The following is a 16,952-nucleotide window of genomic DNA, read 5'->3' as shown; positions in this document are numbered from 1 at the left end:
GTTTTGTATAAAAACCACCCTCTTCAGATTTACGCGTTACGATTGATACAATTGAGGTCTTCGAAAGCCTCTTTAAGGCGAATTACGAAAGACTCCTCAGCAGCACGTAGCCACTTGCGGGGATCGTAGTACTTCTTGTTGGGGCTGTCTGCACCATCGGGGCTACCGATTTGGGTCTGCATGTAGTCACGCTTACCTTCATAGTAATTGCGGATACCATCCCAAAAGGCCCACTGCATATCGGTGTCGATATTCATCTTAACAGCACCATACTCGATAGCTTCACGAATTTCTTCCCGTGAAGAACCAGAACCACCGTGGAAAACGAAGTTGACCGGATTCTCGCCAGTCTTGAATTTTTCCTGAATGTGTACCTGAGAATTCTTCAAAATCTTTGGCGTTAGCGTTACGTTACCAGGCTTATATACACCGTGTACGTTACCGAAAGCCGCAGCAATGGTAAATTGGTCGCTAACCTCCAAAAGCTTTTCGTAGGCGTAGGCTACTTCTTCTGGCTGCGTGTAGAGTAGGGAGTTGTCAATATCAGTATTGTCAACGCCATCTTCTTCTCCGCCAGTAACCCCAAGTTCGATTTCGAGGGTCATGCCGATTTTAGCCATCCGCTTGAAGTACTCAACGCAAACTTCGATGTTCTCTTCGATTGGCTCTTCCGACAAGTCGAGCATGTGGGAGCTGTACAAAGGATAACCACGGCTAGCATAGAAACGCTCACCAGCATCAAGTAGTCCATCTACCCAAGGAAGAATCTTCTTGGCACAGTGGTCGGTATGAAGCACAACGGTTACACCATAAGCCTCAGCCATGGTATGAACGTGCATAGCACCCGAGATACCACCCAGGATAGCCGATTTTTGCCCTTCGCCAGGCATACCCTTGCCCGCAAAGAAACCCGCACCGCCATTAGAGAACTGGATAATAACGGGAGAGTTTAGCTCACGTGCAGTTTCCAGAACGGCATTAACGGTATTGGTACCCACTACGTTGACCGCAGGGATGGCGAAATTGTTTTCGTTGGCATAGTTGAAAAGAGCGGTTACTTCATCACCGTGAAGAACACCGGCCCGAAAACGGGTCTTGGGAGCATTAGCCATAAACTATAGGTTGCTTTAAACTAAAAATTGTCTAAATATATGAATGGTCAGGGTGCCCCAAAGATAATAAGTTTATGCTGAAAGCAGTGTAAATCGCAATGAAAAGGCCGTAGCGAATAGCGAAGGATGGCGCATCCCGATTTCCTCTAGGAAGAGCAGCGCAAGGGATAGAAATGAAATAGGGGAAATACTTAACCAGTATTTCCCCTATGCAATGGATACCATATTGTATTGCGCCAAAAAAGAGTTAGATAATCTCCTTTTCGGTCAAATAGCGTTCAGCATCAAGCGCAGCCATACAGCCTGTTCCTGCTGCTGTTACTGCCTGACGATAAATATTGTCCTGAGCATCACCGCTGGCAAAGACGCCTTCGATGTTGGTCTTGGTGCTTTTAGACTTGGTTACTAGGTAGCCGGCCTCGTCCATATCAAGCCAATCCTTGAAAATTCCTGTATTGGGCTTGTGGCCAATAGCTACAAAGAAACCTTTGACAGGAATGGTACTCTCTTCATTGGTTTTATTGTTGTAAACCCGTACTCCTTCTACTTCATCACCACCAAGTATTTCCTTGGTTTCTGTGTTCCAATAGATTTTAATGTTTTCGGCCTTTTTAACACGATCCTGCATGATCTTAGAAGCACGCATTTCGTCTCTACGCACCAACATATGCACCTGCGGGCTCAATTTTGAAAGATAAAGAGCTTCTTCGGCAGCAGTATCACCTGCACCTACAATAGCAAGTTCTTGCCCACGGAAAAAGAAGCCATCACATACCGCACAAGCAGAAACTCCTTTGTTCATAAAGGTCTGCTCAGAAGGAAGTCCTAACCACCGGGCACTGGCTCCGGTAGAAATGATGATGGTGTCAGCGTGCAGTTCTTCTCCTGCTTCTGTCCATATCTTGTGAACAGGGCCTGAAAAGTCTACTTTAGTAATCATCTCCAAACGCACGCGAGTGCCGAAGCGTTCTGCTTGCTTTTTGAAGTCCTCCATCATCTGCGGCCCCATGACGCCATCAGGATAACCAGGATAGTTTTCTACATCGGTAGTAATCATTAGCTGTCCACCGGGCTCTTGTCCGGTAAAAAGTAATGGCTCTAGGTTTGCGCGTGAAGCGTAAACTGCTGCGGTGTATCCGGCAGGCCCCGATCCGATAATAATACACTTTTCGTGTGCTACCCCGTTGTTACTCATCTTCCTTCAATTTGTTTATGTGGCCGCAAAATTATAAAACTAGGAGCAATTCTAAGGGTTTGTCACCTGCTTATTTGCAATAAGCTTTACGTTGTGAGTACTAGTCTTTACTTCTTTCAGCCAAATAGGTTGATATATTCATTTATAAGAACACCTTTGCCTAAGAGAGGTTGAGTAGCAGATTGTCCGCTGAGCGACGGAGTGTTCGTCCCGAGGATCGGGACTCACGATGGTGCTCATCTGGCGGACATCACTAATTACCCTCCATTCGTCGAAAAAACTGTCTGAACAAGCAGAATTCATTTACTTTAATGGGTGACATTGTAATGATTTGCTCAAAACTGATTTGCTTATGTATACCTTAGGATTTGTTCTCACCTTACTGGGTTTAATGGGAGTCATGCTGGATCGAAAAGGATTAGAGGCTTTAAGCTATGCTGTAGTGCCAGGGCTAGGCTTGTGGCTATTTGGCTTGGTGACCCAGGTTTCTACCTTAGGTGACTTCTTTAGCTATAGCTTCACTGATTTGTTGTTTTATGGAGGTGCAGCGATGTTATTTCGAGGTTTGAGTCAGTCTAAACACCTCGCTATTCCTGCTAGTATTGTAGCCCTGCTTATGATGGCCTTTTTTCATCAAAACATTCGGCCTCAAGCCGAGGATATGCCTGCTACAACGCAATACGGTTTAGCGGCAGAGGGAGAGTTATTGGTAGAATTGAGCGATGAAGATAACTTGGAGCGATGGAAGCGATGGATTGGCGCACAAGGCTGGACTACCGAGCGTGCCTTCGCTCCGGAAGAGGGCGCACGTACTGATTTAGATGATTACTTCACGGTGAATATTCCAGCAAACGAGTTGAGCAATTTAGAGGAGATTATTACTCGTATTGAATCGACAGGTTGGACCGACTGGGTGGAACCAAATGAAACCATTCAAATCGAGCTTAGTCCTGCACGAATCTTGCCCAAACTCAACAAAATACTCGGTGTGAATGACCCTGCGGTAGAACAGCAGTGGGCCTTGCAGGTGCTGGAAATGAACAAATTGTATGACTTACTAAATAGCGATAAGGTCAAAACACGCAAGAAGGCGATTGTTGCAATATTAGACACCGGGGTAGATGCCGGGCATGAAGACCTGAAGGATAATTTTTATTCGATTGCAAAAAAATACAATGATGACCCCCAGGGCCACGGTACCCATTGTGCGGGAATTGCTGGCGCTGTAACAGACAATGGGGTAGGGGTAGCCTCTTTTGCACGCACGGGAGATTATTTCCAAATAACCAGTGTCAAAGTTTTAAAAGCAGGCGGCAGTGGTAGCCAGCAAGATATTATCAATGGAATCATCACTGCTGTAGACAAAGGAGCTGACGTACTTTCTATGTCTTTAGGTGGTTTTAGCACTCAATCACGGCAGCGAGCCTATAGTGAAGCGGTACGTTATGCCACTGATCGCAATGTCATCGTCGTTGCATCTGCTGGTAACAGCAACCGTGATGCAGCCGGATTCAGCCCCGTAAATGCCAACGGTGTCATCGGTGTTTCTGCCATTGATAATCAATTGCAAAGAGCCAGTTTCTCCAACAAAGTCAATCGAATAGGGATGGCGGTTGCAGCTCCTGGAGTAGGTATTTACAGCACCAAGCCGAATAACAATTATGCCGCCCACAATGGCACTTCTATGGCAGCTCCCTTCGTAAGTGGCCTCTTGGGAATCATGAAGAGTATTCGGCCGGAATTAACGAACAAAGAAGCTTTTAAAATCCTCCAGCAAACAGGCAAGAATACAAGAGATACAGCGAATACTGGTCGACTGATTCAGCCGGCAGCAGCGGTGGAGGCGGTTTTAGACAATAACCTTTAGGCACAGGCTAGGATTTATTGGATGGGTAGGATTTCGTGCACCTTCATTACTGGGGCATTCTATCTAATCCCAGTATTTTCGGAGGGTTATTTCTCCAGTTCTGCTATTTTTTCCAGAAGCCAGTTAGCGTTTACAACACCTTTAGTAGATTTAACATCTTCTCGCAGCTTGATTAATCCATCCTTGTCACTTGGAAGTATTTTTATCAATCGTCGTATAAACCGGATTAAGTGTAGATAATCCTCAATTTTAGATTGTGGTAATCGCTTAAGTTTACGCTGTCTGCTGAGGTAAGTGCGAAAAGTATCAGTAAGCGAATAGAGAGGTTCAATTTCATCTAACTCATAGTAAGTGGCCATTAAAATCGTCTTGGAGTTCAAGTTGTACGAAATATCATCATATTCAACAAACTGTAGTTGTTGAATCACCTTATTGTACTTCTTTTGGTAGAAGTATAGTTGTGCGAGATTGTAGGTGACAGCATTTTCGCGGTGTTCATCAGGAAGATACGGTTTGTATTCGTTGATAAACTCTTCGGTCCACTCATATTCCCCTAAGCGCAAGGCAACTACAATAATATTTCTAAAATACCAAGGACTTAGCTTTCCTTCTGAAAGGAGAATATTTTGCTGAATCTGCAACTTAAACAATTCGAACAATTCATTAAGAAACTTCCTTTCTCCCAGGTTTATCTTCTTTACACAATAATTTTGTGCCGCACCATACAGCTCATCTACAGCAACATCCCTTGGAAAAAAATGTGCATTTTTAGCAATCAACTCCTTTAGTTTATAATAGTTATCATCGGCTTTAGTTTCGGATAAAATTTGGATGATCTGATAGTATATCTCAATATGTGGCAGTTTCTCCAGGTTGGTAAAGTGCTTCTTGGTGAGATAGGAGACCTCGTTGGTAAAGGATAGTTTGTATTCGTGTGATTTTAGTTTTTTACGACTTTCTGCCTCTGTTATTAGACGTAATTTTTCTCCCATATAGAACCAATCCAGGTAGTTGGATATTTCTTCAATATTGGATTTCACACCCCGTTTAGTGGAGAAGTTTTCCAACTCATAATAACTCTTCTGCAGTAGGTATTGGTATAAATAGTAGGAGGTATCTCGGTAGGGATATTCTTCCATCATCTTGTCAGAATAGGTAACCACACTACTCGCTAATTTATCAGCTCGTTGTTCCTGCTGACTCAGTTTTTTGAGTAGAAAAACTTTTTGTTGTACCTCATCCTCTTCAAAAGCTTGCTGGGCCAAGAATCGCTCCATCAATTTTGATAAATCTGAGCAATATTTTCGAAAACGAAGATCACTGTAAGGTTTTTTCTTGACCACTTTTCCCCACAAATATTCTTTATCCAAAGGCTTGTTTTTCTCCTGTAGCCGAAGGATTTCTTTGAATAAGAGTACGAGCTCTTTACTGCTGTTGAAATAAGGAGACTCCAGAAAACGCTTCGCGGATAAACGCCCTGCTTTATCGAAGGTTTTCAGTACTCCAGCCAGTTTAGTATTGTCAATAGTATTGTTCACGAAAGTATTTTATAACCATTACATTGTCAGCGTTTTTAGGTAAAAAAACACGCTTTATTTGTTCACAAATATAAGCAACTTTTTATCAAAAATACAGGTTCTAATCTACGCTTTTTTTAATGCTAGATTTTATTTGAAGCTGAGGCTGTCTTTTTCGCGTATTACTGTCTTGTAATTTTATTGTGCAAACATTGAATTTTGTCGTATATTGCACCCAAGCAATGATATTATAATCCACAATCCATGAATGTAGCTTTACAAAAACTTTTCGTCCTGCTGGGGCTGGTGTCTTTACCCTTCTGGGGGTGGGGGCAGTCGGTTGACCTGCTGACGTACCAAAACAGTGAGGTCAACTATGACTTTACCTCTCGGCCAAACTCGCCTTCTTTGCCGGGAGCGTTCCAGCCAGACAATGGCACCGTTGAACTTATCAACAACGGCAACTGGGAATACACCGTCGTTTACACTCCCAATGAAGGCTTTACTGGCACGGACAATTTTCGCATTGTTCGTTGGGTCATTGACCCTATTCCGGCTTTCCGCACAGTTGACGTAAACGTCACCGTTGCTCCGGCGCTCATTAAAGCTTATCACGACTATGCAGTCACCTACACCGATCAGCCTGTTGTCGTAGACGTTTTAGCCAATGACATTAGCAGCAATGGTGTCAAGGTTCTACAAGCAGTCCCTGCTATCAATCACGGTGATGCAACTTTCAATGCAACTACTGGTCTTATTTCCTTTACTCCTGCCCCAGGGTTTAGAGGTACTGCTCACTTCAACTATGCCCTCTGCAATGGAGTAGGGGACTGTGATGATGGCACGGTCAGCATTACCGTAATGGAACAAACACCAACAACAGAGGATGAGGTAACAAAGGTTTTTGTTAAGAAAAACGAAACCCAATTTATCCTTGTCCCAAGCAACTATGTTGTTGTTCAGGCTCCTACCAATGGTGTCTTTGACCAGGGTGCAGACGTGCCAGAATATACTCCCTCCCAAGATTATTCTGGTAGCGACGAGATCATCCTAACGGATGGCAACCATAATTTGACCTTCGACATCGAAGTGCTCGATTTAGAAACAAACAGCTTTGCGTTTGATGATCGGGCATTTACTACAACGAATACCGGTATAGACATCGCAGTGCTTGCTAATGACCTCGCACTAACAGGCTGTAGCCTTAATAATGTTACTAGTCCACAACATGGTACGTTACAGCAAAATGGTAACGAATTTACTTACACACCTGACAATGGATTTATTGGTGTAGACCAGTTTACGTACAGTTCTAATATCTGTGGTTCCGGTGCAGCCAATGAAATCGCAACGGTAACAATCTTCGTAAGCAATTTTGCTCCTGACCGGACGACCTTCCACATGGCTACGCCAAAGACGGTTCCCATGATTATTGGGTACAATGTTCCGGTTTCTACCTTCTCTTTTGAAGTCACTTCCCAAGGCGAACTAGGCGAAACCGTTTTTCTGGAAGGCGAAGTAAATACTGTTATCAATGGTCTACCTATACAGGGTAACAACATCCTTCTTTATATCCCTCATGCGGATGTATCTGAGGGGTTAGATGAAGTAGAAATTACGTACTGCCTTGAAGACCCTAACCCTAATAACAATGATTGTCTTGTCAGTAAGCAGGTTAAAATCTGGATGACGATCCTTGATGTAGGCGACAACGGAGAACCGGTCTGCGTAGGTGATTGTGTATGGGCAGGAGACACCAATGCGGATGGCATNGTGAATATGAATGACCTACTGCCGATTGGTCGCAGTATGGGTGAAATCGGCGAAGAACGCGCTGGTGCTACTTTTGATCTTTGGTACGGACAGTACGCAGAAGATTGGGGTAGTTTGTTTGGAGGAAGTGAGGTAATTGACATCAAGCATATTGATGCAGACGGAAATAGTATCGTTACTGCGGCTGACACCACGGCTATTCGCTCTTTTTATGGGCGAACCCACAACATGGTACCCTCAGTAATGCCTTATGCACCTTACGAGTTTATCCTTGATGGCCCTCTCTTTATTACTGCTGGTGATTATGTAGAGTTTTCTATCTCAGTAGGTACTTCAGAGGCTCCTGCGGAAGACCTTTATGGCTTCGTCTTTCCTTTTGCTTACAATCCTGATGCCGTTCGCCCCTCTAGTGTTAGTGTTAACTGGCACGACAACAACTTTATGGCTTACGACTCGCCTGTACTTTTCATGGATCACAATAACTTTAGTGGTCGCTTTGAAGCAGGTTATACACGTACCAGTGGCCTAGTAGCTAGTGGACACGGAGAGCTGGGTACGCTGGGGATCGTTATTGATGATATTCAAGGTTTCCGCACCGACGAAGAAGAGATTATTCTTGAGTTTGGTGGTGAAACAGGTAGCAGTCTCGATCAGTTTGGCGAATACAATTCGGTTTATGTTCGTCCGTTCCAAGTACGAGTAAGACTGAATGATAATGAAGATACCCTGGTAGATGAATTAAGAGAGGATTTATTAAAAACCTATCCTAACCCTACCAGTGAATACCTGAATATTCACCTAAATGGTCAGCAGGAGTTTGAGCAATTAACCCTCCGTACAATGACCGGACAGGTTGTTCATCACCAAGAATCGTCTGGTATCAATCACGCTACGCTAAATGTAAGCCGCTTAACACCCGGTATTTACATCCTTAGCGTAACCAGTGAAAAAGGAGTAATCAACCGTAAGATTGAAATCTTGCGATAAATAAGAATCATTGCTTTTTATTTTATGTCTGGCTAGGGATAGTCAGATGAATTCGTGGAATTATTATCATTGCAAAGCCACACCGGGAGGTGTGGCTTTTTTATTATGCGCCCTCTTAAAACAAGGATTAGGGGCATAGGGAAAGCGAAAGAGAATAGCTTTGATCAAATACAGAAAAGTAAGCTCTTTTTGTATCTAAGCAATAACATTTGATTTCCCTTAATCGTTAGAAGAATTGACGATGAAGCTATAAATGCTTATTGCGTCTAGACTATTAATAACTACTCTGCGAAAACTACACACTTCGTAAATCTTGCAGCAAATTGCTGCCTCTAAAAACTAGCTATGTTCACTATTCGTACGTTTGCCTTAGGCGCAAGCCTTTTGCTTAGTAGTTTACTTTTCGCGCAACCGCCAGGAAACGACCTTTCTACACGGGACGCTAACCAAGTGATCACGCTTGGTGTTACCAATACAACCCTTTTTGACCAGCTGATGGTAACAGTAGAAGGCGTAGGTAGTAATTCACGGCTTACACAAGAACAGCAGAGTTTGAAGCCTTATCTAATGCCTGTACGAAAGATGGGATTCAGAGGGTCGGATTGGAGTTACATGCTTGCCAGTTGTCTAGAATATTATGTGAATCTTAGTAGGAACTTTAAGGATAATCTTAGCCCCGACTATATATCTCTCAGTTTGCAATCTCAAGGCCAGCGATCTTCGTTGGATCAGGGGTTAAAATTTTTGGTACAAAACGGCACTGTCAGTGCTGCTATCGTTCCTTACGATGCGGCCCAAGTATCCTCTACCGTATATGCGACTACAAAGTATCAAATCAATAACTATCTACATCTTTTCCAACCATTTGCCTCTCCCAGGGAAAAGATTTTTGAACTCCGTAAGGCATTGATTCGAGGAAATCCCGTTTTGATTGAATTTCAGGCTAGTGCAAATTTCCCACAGTTGGGGCCAACACGTAGCTGGGAACCAGATCACAGTAATACCAAAATAGCTTACACCTTATTAGTAGTAGGTTTTGATGAAAATCAACAGGCTTTTGAGGTGATGAGTAGCTGGGGTAGCACTTGGGCTAACAATGGTTATCTTTCGATCAATTACAATGATCTTGCCAATCGGGCAACCAACGGTTACGTTATGATTCCTAATACTTACTAGATTAATGAGAATAGGCCTTTTAAGTGACACCCATAGTTTTCTTGACCCCAAGATATTCACCCACTTTGCAGAAGTAGATGAAATATGGCATGGCGGTGACATCGGTGCACCTGAAATAATGGACCAGCTAGAGGCATTTAAACCTGTAAGAGCTGTTTTTGGAAATATCGACGAGCCCGAACTGAGGCATCGTTATCCCGAGGATATCTTGTTTACTATTGACGGGGTAAAAGTTTTTATGACACATATTGGTGGCTACCCAGGTAGATACAACACCAGGGTACGTAAGCTATTGGATGAATTTAAGCCAAAGCTATACATCTGTGGTCATTCCCACATACTAAAGGTAATGCCAGATAAGAAGAGAGAGTTACTACATGTCAACCCAGGTGCTTGTGGACAACACGGTTTTCATAAGATGCGTACAGTTGTCCGTTTTTCGCTAACTTCTGGTCGGATTCATGATATGGAAGTCATTGAATTAGGGCTGCGTGGCAGATAATAGCTAATAATGCTGCGTCCGTCCGCAGAGATAACCTTTTCAATAGAAAAAATGGATAAGACAGCGATACGTAATCTACTTGATCAAGAGATTGTCAAGACAGAAAAGAAAATAGAAGAATACGAAGAGATGTCCTCTCCCGTAAGCCCGGATGATGCTATTGGGCGAGTGTCTAGAATGGATGCCATTAATAACAAAAGCGTGACGGAGGCTGCTTTACGTCAATCAAAAGATAAACTTAGCAAACTACGTCACGCTTTACACCGGGTAGATGAAGACGATTTTGGCCTTTGTAAGCGATGCGGTAAGGCTATACCCGTCATGAGGGTGGCACTTATGCCACAAAGTCCTTTTTGTGTCAATTGTGCCCGCTAGGATATCGTCAAGTGCTTGTTTAGAACCCTGTATAGATGAAATACATGAGAATAAGTAAAAGCACTGTTACCCCAGCCAAGATTAAAAAGAACTTATAATTTGCCTTTTCATCTTTGGCTTCAATACGCTGTTGTTTTCTGGATTTCCGTTTTCTTGTTGACATAATATATTTTTAGCTTGTGATGGGTATATTTTTTCGTGATCAAAGTAAACCAAAACTAAAATCCAGTTCCTTGTCTTTAAAGGGTACTAAGACACAGTCGTTTATGATTTTCACTTTAGCCAATTCAAAAAAAATTGCCCGTGAAGATAACTTGTTTGCCCAAATTTATATGGCCGATTGAGAATATCCCAAATTTTCCTTTGGAATTTTATAAAAAGGCCTCAATTAATTGATTCTCTGTTTTTGACTCCCTATTGCTGCCCTTCATAAAAAGTGACAATACGCTCGTCTGTTATCACATCCCGAGGACGAAGTGCCTGACGGAGAATGACCCCATCCAAGGTCCGACATCGACTTAACGCAACATAGGTCTGTCCATGCTCAAAAGCCCCCCGTCCTAAGTCAATAATTACCTTATCAAAAGTTTTTCCTTGAGCCTTATGAATCGTAACAGACCAGGCCAAGCGCAAAGGGAACTGTTTAAATGACCCAAGGCTTTCTGTTCCTATTTCATTGGGCTTTTGTTCATCCAACTTGTATCGTAAAATCTCCCACTCGTGTCGCTCCACCTTTACCTCCTCACTCTTATTATCGTCTTCCACTAAAACGGTAATGGCATCGTCTTCCATCTTTATGACTTTCCCTATTGTCCCGTTGACGTACTTTTTATCGGGGTCATTGCGCAAAAACATAACCTGTGCATTCAATTTCAGGTGCAAGAGGGCATCTGTTGGAAAAAGTCGGTCAGGGAAATTTCCGTTCACCTTTGCCAAGAAGGTTTTTGCAGGAAAAGGAATCGCCTCTAATCCTTCTTTATTAATAGCATCAACCCGGGCATTACGTGCTGATAAGGTAATTGCAAATTCAGGATTAGGTTCTTCAGGCAAGTGGCGAGCATTTAAATCCTCAAGATCATCGTAATCCAGTCGATTGAGTCTTATTCCTTCTAAAAGTCGTAAAAAATGGCGATTCTCTTGCCGGTAAACGGTATTAAGCTCAATCATTTCCATGCTCACCGGAGGCTGAATGACCTTTGCGGAGAAAAAGTAGGGAGATTCGTAGGTAGTACGAAACAGTTGTTTTTCCACTTCTGAAGCGACCACTGGTGGAAGTTGAAAGAGGTCGCCAAAAAAGACCATCTGCACGCCACCAAAAGGCCGAGGGTCATCACGATGTAGCCGCAGAAAGTAATCAATATTGTCGAGCATATCTGCTCTGACCATACTGATTTCATCGATAACAACGGTGTCTAATTTTTGATACAGTTGCCGGTAGCGGCGTTTCTTAATATCCCGGCGAGGATCAATGAGCCTGGGAGGAAAACCGAAGAAGGAATGTATCGTTTGCCCTTTTACATTCAGTGCTGCAACACCAGTAGGAGCCAAGACCACTATTTTTTTGTTGGTAGTCTGGCGGAACAATTGAAGTAAGGTCGATTTGCCAGTACCTGCACGCCCGGTAACGAAAAGTAAATCGTTACTTTTTTCCATACGCTCCAGTGCGTAAACGAAATCACGATTAAGAATTAGCGCCTTTTTATCTTCCATTTATTAGCATACTTGTAGTTGCCAAAGGTGCACTTTTATCCTGAGTTCACCCAATGATAAGTCGGTGGATATTGCTCCTTTTGCGCTATGCAAGAGATTAAAGCCATAATCTGGTGCAATTTATAAACGGAATGCAGAACTATTAAAGGCTTAGCTGTATCTTTGCTTCTTGCAAAAAATGTGTGTATGCCAAGTATATCTCATCGTAGTACAACCGTTCCACTTTCTCCTTTCCGGAAATTGATTCCAATAGCTGACGAAGCTAAGAAGAAGGGGCGTCACGTATATCATCTGAATATTGGTCAGCCAGATATACTTACTCCACCTAAGGCGATTGAGCGCTTCCAAGCTGAGCCATTAAAGATTCTTGCTTATAGTCCTGCGGAAGGCCATCAGAACTACCGAGAAGCCTTGGTCGACTACTATGCCCGGTATGATATTGGTCTAGGATACGAAGACATCATCGTTACCACGGGAGGCTCTGAGGCTATTCTGTTTTTTCTATTGGCTTGCCTTGACCCTGGAGATGAAATAATCGTTCCTGAGCCATTTTACGCAAATTACAATGGTTTTGGCCACATCGCTGATATCCGAGTAACACCTATTACTTGTAATATTAAAGATGGTTTTGCGCTACCCCCTATTGAGGAGTTTGCAGCTAAAATAACTCCCCGTACAAAGGCTATTTTTATTACCAACCCCAATAATCCTACTGGTTGCTGTTACGCTCCCGCTACGTTAGAGCAACTAGGTAAATTGGTGAAAGAGAAAGATATTTTTCTCTGTGTTGATGAAGTTTACCGCGAGTTTTGTTACGGAGAGAATACTTTTCTATCTGCGCTGAGCTTGCCAGGAATTGACGATCATACAGTAGTTATTGATTCGGTCTCTAAACGATACAGTGCCTGTGGCGCTAGGGTAGGAGCACTTGTTACCCGTAATCAAGAGATTACATCTGCTATTTCCCGTTATGCGAAACTTCGCTTGAGCCCTCCAGGATTAGGGCAGATGCTCTCGTTGTATATGCTACAGGATGATCAAGCTTATCTTAATGGTGTAAAAGAAGAGTACGAACGTCGTCGAAATACGGTCTTTCAACGGTTACAGGCCATGCCTGGTGTTGATTCTTATCTGCCAGGAGGTGCATTCTACTGTTTTGCACGAATGCCCGTAGATGATGCGGAAGATTTTTGCCGTTGGCTTTTAGAGGATTTTGAGCATAAAGGTGCAACAGTAATGCTTTCCCCTGGCCAAGGCTTTTATGCCACTCCTGGGTTTGGAAAAGATGAAGTGCGAATAGCCTATGTTCTCAATGAAGATGATTTACATGCTGCAATGGATTGCCTGGAAGTAGCTTTATCTGTTTATCCAGGTCGCAAAGAAGCATCCAATACCGATCTACAGCGTGCGTCTTATTAGTTACTAAATCCGTTGCACCATAGTAAGGTAGGAGGCTTATTTGCCTCGACGAAAACTACTGCATTCTGCTGCCAGTCCTGTCCAAGGACTAAGGCTTCTTTGGCATTGATTCCTAGAATTAGAAAACTTTGCTCTGGGGGCCAAACCCCCAAAGGATCTTCCCCTTGGCCCTCAAAAAACGTGTAGTTGTTTTCTTTGATCCAGGCAAGTAAAGCCTCATTAGCCTCCTTGTTTTTTTGAACACTACATATATTAGAATAAGGGTTAGATGCGGTTAGAAAAATGGCCTTTTTTGCGCCATTAGCTTGCAGGAGCTTATCAATGCCAGGTTCTACGGTTCCTATTTTCCAGCTAATTGGAGGCATGAAAATTCTGTAAATAGCTTGTTGGTAGGCAGTTTTGAGCTGCTCGTCGAAACCTTGTGATTTATTCCTTGGCACTTTTTTTAATTAGCAGTTCGAAAGTGATACCTTTGCGCGACTAATTTACACAAGTTTCCATTCATGGATAAGAATCAGGTAGTAGGGATTGTACTTATTTTTGCATTGCTAATGGCTTGGCAACAATTTTTTGCGCCCTCACCAGAAGCACTAGAAGCTGATCAACGCCGTCAGGATTCGATCGCTAATATAGAGCAGCAATTAGCAGATACTGCTGATGCTGTTGAACTTAACTCCCCAAATACCACTGAGGCACCAGTAGCAGTACCAGATTCGGTTTTGTTATTGCAGCGTAGTGGTACCTACGGTGCATTTGCCGCAGCAACAATGGGGGAAGAAGAAATGATTACCCTTGAGAATGACCTTATGACCGTATCGGTTTCTACCAAAGGGGGAAATATCGATAAAGTTGTATTAAAAAAGCATTTCAAGGTGCTTCTTGATTCTGCCGGTGTAGAAACAAAAATACCACTAGCGTTACTAGAAGACGATAAAAATCGTTTTGAATACTTGCTTCCGGTAAGTAATACTCCTAATGGAATCGTCCGCACCAGTGATTTGTTCTTCAAGCCTGAACTTAAGGGAAATACCTTAAGTATGAAAGCTGAAATCGCTGCGGGGCAGTTTGTAGAGCAAATTTACACCCTTGCTGACGGTAATTACCTTGTAGATTACCAAGTTAAGTTTAGTGGTCTCCAGCAGATTCTGAGCAATGATGCCCAGCAGATTCAGTTATCCTGGGTTAATTACCTAGACAAGCTAGAAATCAACGAGGCCTACGAACGNAATTATACCTCCATCTACTACAAGCCTACTGATGACGATGCTGATCGTTGCTCTTGTACCTCTTCCGACGAAGTAACTTCGGAAAATCAAAAGGTAAAGTGGGTTGCTGCTACTAACCAGTTTTTCAATACCAGTATTATTGCAGGCGAGCAGTTTAAAGGTGTTACGCTACAAACAGAAGTACTTGAAGAAGATTCGGACGACTTGAAAAAAGTAAGTGCCGACATCCTCCTCCCTTATGCCCATAGCCCCGATGAAACAATCAACATGCAGTTGTACATTGGGCCTAATAATTTTGATCGCCTACAGGCACTAGGAAATGACTTGACAGATATTATCCCTTACGGTCGCAGCATCTTCGGAGCCATTAACCGGTGGATCATCCGTCCTTTGTTTAATTTCTTTGATGGAATTACCGGAAATAAAGGGATCGCAATCCTACTTCTTACTCTTTTAGTAAAGCTCATTGTTTTTCCATTGACTTATAAAATGCTGTATTCGCAGTCTAAGATGGCGGCAATGAAGCCCTACCTTGAGAAAGCTAAAGCTAAACACAAGGATGACGCCCAAGCGCAGCAAATGGAAACAATGAAGATGTATCGAGAGTATGGTGTAAACCCTCTTGGAGGATGCCTGCCCATGGTGTTACAGCTACCTATATGGTTTGCCCTCTATCGATTCTTTCCGGCCGCAATAACCTTCCGACAAGAAGGCTTCTTATGGGCGACAGACCTTTCTAGTTACGATGTACTTATGCGCCTACCTTTTGAAATCCCCCTCGGATTTGGTGCACACATCAGCCTTTTTGCAGTACTTTGGGCAATAACCACCCTGATTTACACCTATTACAACACCAAGCACATGGACTTTGGGGCAAACCCAATGATGAAGTACTTCCAGTATATCATGCCTGTCATGTTCCTTGGTTTCTTTAATAGCTTCGCTTCGGGACTTACGTGTTACTTGTTGTTTAGTAATATCATCAATATTACCCAAACGGTAGTGACTAAAAACTTCATCATTGACAATGATAAAATCATTGAAGAGCTAGAAGCCAATAAACGTAAACCAAAGAAAAAATCGGGCTTCCAGGAGCGCCTCCAGACGGCAATGGAGGAGCAAAAACGTAAGCAAGCAGCAATGGAGGCTAAGAAAAAGAAGAAGTAAGTAATGTCATGATTGTTCTTCGCCTGCTGCGCTTTCCTAATTTGGTGGTAGTCGCCCTAACACAATGGTTAGTCGCCCAACAAATCCTAGGTAAAGCTTATGAGCAGGAAGGTCTAGTTGCAGTATTGAATACTGAAGAGTTGTTGCTAATTATTTTTGCAACAGTTTGCCTTACAGCAGCAGGTTATGTAATCAATGATCTTTTGGATTACCCTATTGATATGATCAACCGTCCTGAACGGGTATTGGTTGGGCAAAAAATAGGAGAGGGTACCGTTAGGTGGTTGGTCGCCAGCCTTGTTTTTACAGGCTTCTTTTCTAGCCTTTTATTGGCTTTTCTCAAACAAGAACTTGCTTGGCTATGGTTATTTCCATGCTTTGCAGTATTATTGGGCATTTACCCTCGCGCCTTAAAGACGAGGCCTTTTGCTGGCAATATCTTTATTGCTTTTTGTTGCGCAGGAACTGCAGGCCTTATCTGGTTGGCCGAACGCAGCACTTGGCGCTTACTCAGTCAGTCCAAAATGGATCAGATCAGTTTTATTATCCTTCTATTCATGGGCTATGCTTTTCTGGCGACCTGGATTCGGGAAATCATTAAAGATTTTGAAGACTTATATGGCGATATTCGGTTAGGTAGAAATACTCTGCCAGCATACTTGGGAATAGCCCAGGCTAAACGTTTTGTATCTGCCTTGAGCCTTGTTCTTATCATTACCCTTTGTGTCGGGTTAATTCCTTGGAGCTATTCTCTTTTTCAACCGATAACTGCAGTAGTAAGTGGTTGCTTGATGATAGGGGTTCTTATTCTATTGAAAAAAATGCACCAGGCTCGTCAACCAGAACATTATTATAACCTTAGCCAACAATGGAAATTCTTTCTTTTAGGAGGTCTTCTTTTGTTGTTCCTTTATAAAATATAAATC

13 protein-coding genes are annotated in these 16,952 nt (G+C 42.9%); 8 read left to right on the top strand and 5 right to left on the bottom strand.

The window, feature by feature from the left end:
* Window positions 1-29: 29 nt before the first annotated feature.
* Together fbaA and trxB are read right to left on the bottom strand one after the other, a co-directional pair.
* Window positions 30-1,112 carry a class II fructose-bisphosphate aldolase gene (gene fbaA / locus A3EU_RS0128420; RefSeq protein ID WP_020539584.1) on the bottom strand — a complete coding sequence of 361 codons (1,083 nt, stop codon included), beginning with the start codon at window positions 1,110-1,112 and terminating at the stop codon, window positions 30-32.
* Between the two features lie 247 nt (window positions 1,113-1,359).
* The gene (trxB, locus tag A3EU_RS0128415) at window positions 1,360-2,307 is read right to left on the bottom strand and encodes a thioredoxin-disulfide reductase (RefSeq protein WP_020539583.1); all 948 of its coding nucleotides are present in this window, start codon (window positions 2,305-2,307) and stop codon (window positions 1,360-1,362) included.
* 352 nt (window positions 2,308-2,659) lie between these two features.
* Here trxB and A3EU_RS0128410 point away from each other — a divergent pair, with 352 nt between their 5' ends.
* Complete coding sequence (locus A3EU_RS0128410) at window positions 2,660-4,174, top strand: S8 family peptidase (protein WP_020539582.1); 1,515 nt, start codon at window positions 2,660-2,662, stop codon at window positions 4,172-4,174.
* An 86-nt stretch (window positions 4,175-4,260) separates the two neighbouring features.
* Here A3EU_RS0128410 and A3EU_RS0128405 read toward each other — a convergent pair whose 3' ends face one another.
* A complete protein-coding gene (locus tag A3EU_RS0128405; protein WP_020539581.1) occupies window positions 4,261-5,712 on the bottom strand; it encodes a hypothetical protein in 1,452 nt (483 codons plus the stop codon).
* 243 nt (window positions 5,713-5,955) lie between these two features.
* Between A3EU_RS0128405 and A3EU_RS0128400 the strand changes: the two genes are divergently transcribed.
* From A3EU_RS0128400 to A3EU_RS0128385, 4 genes are all read left to right on the top strand, one after another.
* Complete coding sequence (locus tag A3EU_RS0128400) at window positions 5,956-8,451, top strand: Ig-like domain-containing protein (protein ID WP_020539580.1); 2,496 nt, start codon at window positions 5,956-5,958, stop codon at window positions 8,449-8,451.
* A gap of 345 nt (window positions 8,452-8,796) precedes the next feature.
* A complete protein-coding gene (locus tag A3EU_RS0128395) occupies window positions 8,797-9,627 on the top strand; it encodes a C1 family peptidase (RefSeq protein ID WP_020539579.1) in 831 nt (276 codons plus the stop codon).
* Between the two features lie 4 nt (window positions 9,628-9,631).
* On the top strand, window positions 9,632-10,129 hold the full coding sequence (locus tag A3EU_RS0128390; RefSeq protein ID WP_020539578.1) for a metallophosphoesterase family protein: 498 nt from the start codon (window positions 9,632-9,634) through the stop codon (window positions 10,127-10,129).
* A gap of 51 nt (window positions 10,130-10,180) precedes the next feature.
* Window positions 10,181-10,504 (top strand): TraR/DksA family transcriptional regulator, encoded by a 324-nt coding sequence (locus A3EU_RS0128385; protein WP_020539577.1) that lies wholly within the window; start codon window positions 10,181-10,183, stop codon window positions 10,502-10,504.
* A gap of 414 nt (window positions 10,505-10,918) precedes the next feature.
* Here A3EU_RS0128385 and A3EU_RS0128370 read toward each other — a convergent pair whose 3' ends face one another.
* The gene (locus A3EU_RS0128370; protein WP_020539574.1) at window positions 10,919-12,214 is read right to left on the bottom strand and encodes an ATP-dependent DNA helicase; all 1,296 of its coding nucleotides are present in this window, start codon (window positions 12,212-12,214) and stop codon (window positions 10,919-10,921) included.
* A 186-nt stretch (window positions 12,215-12,400) separates the two neighbouring features.
* Here A3EU_RS0128370 and A3EU_RS0128365 point away from each other — a divergent pair, with 186 nt between their 5' ends.
* Entirely contained in the window at window positions 12,401-13,633 is a 1,233-nt protein-coding gene (locus A3EU_RS0128365) for a pyridoxal phosphate-dependent aminotransferase (RefSeq protein ID WP_020539573.1), read from the top strand.
* On the opposite strand, the gene A3EU_RS33435 is transcribed toward A3EU_RS0128365, so the two are convergent.
* A complete protein-coding gene (locus A3EU_RS33435) occupies window positions 13,630-14,073 on the bottom strand; it encodes a DUF3293 domain-containing protein (protein ID WP_020539572.1) in 444 nt (147 codons plus the stop codon). The two genes, A3EU_RS0128365 and A3EU_RS33435, sit on opposite strands and share 4 nt — an antisense overlap.
* Before the next feature lie 63 nt (window positions 14,074-14,136).
* Here A3EU_RS33435 and yidC point away from each other — a divergent pair, with 63 nt between their 5' ends.
* Together yidC and A3EU_RS0128350 are read left to right on the top strand one after the other, a co-directional pair.
* Entirely contained in the window at window positions 14,137-16,026 is a 1,890-nt protein-coding gene (yidC, locus tag A3EU_RS0128355; protein ID WP_020539571.1) for a membrane protein insertase YidC, read from the top strand.
* A gap of 8 nt (window positions 16,027-16,034) precedes the next feature.
* The gene (locus A3EU_RS0128350; RefSeq protein ID WP_020539570.1) at window positions 16,035-16,949 is read left to right on the top strand and encodes a geranylgeranylglycerol-phosphate geranylgeranyltransferase; all 915 of its coding nucleotides are present in this window, start codon (window positions 16,035-16,037) and stop codon (window positions 16,947-16,949) included.
* The last annotated feature ends 3 nt before the right edge of the window (window positions 16,950-16,952 follow it).

The organism is Lewinella cohaerens DSM 23179 (assembly GCF_000379805.1).
GTDB classification, from domain to species: domain Bacteria; phylum Bacteroidota; class Bacteroidia; order Chitinophagales; family Saprospiraceae; genus Lewinella; species Lewinella cohaerens.
Note: the sequence above shows the minus strand (reverse complement) of the source record. Positions and strands in the feature narration are given on the sequence as shown.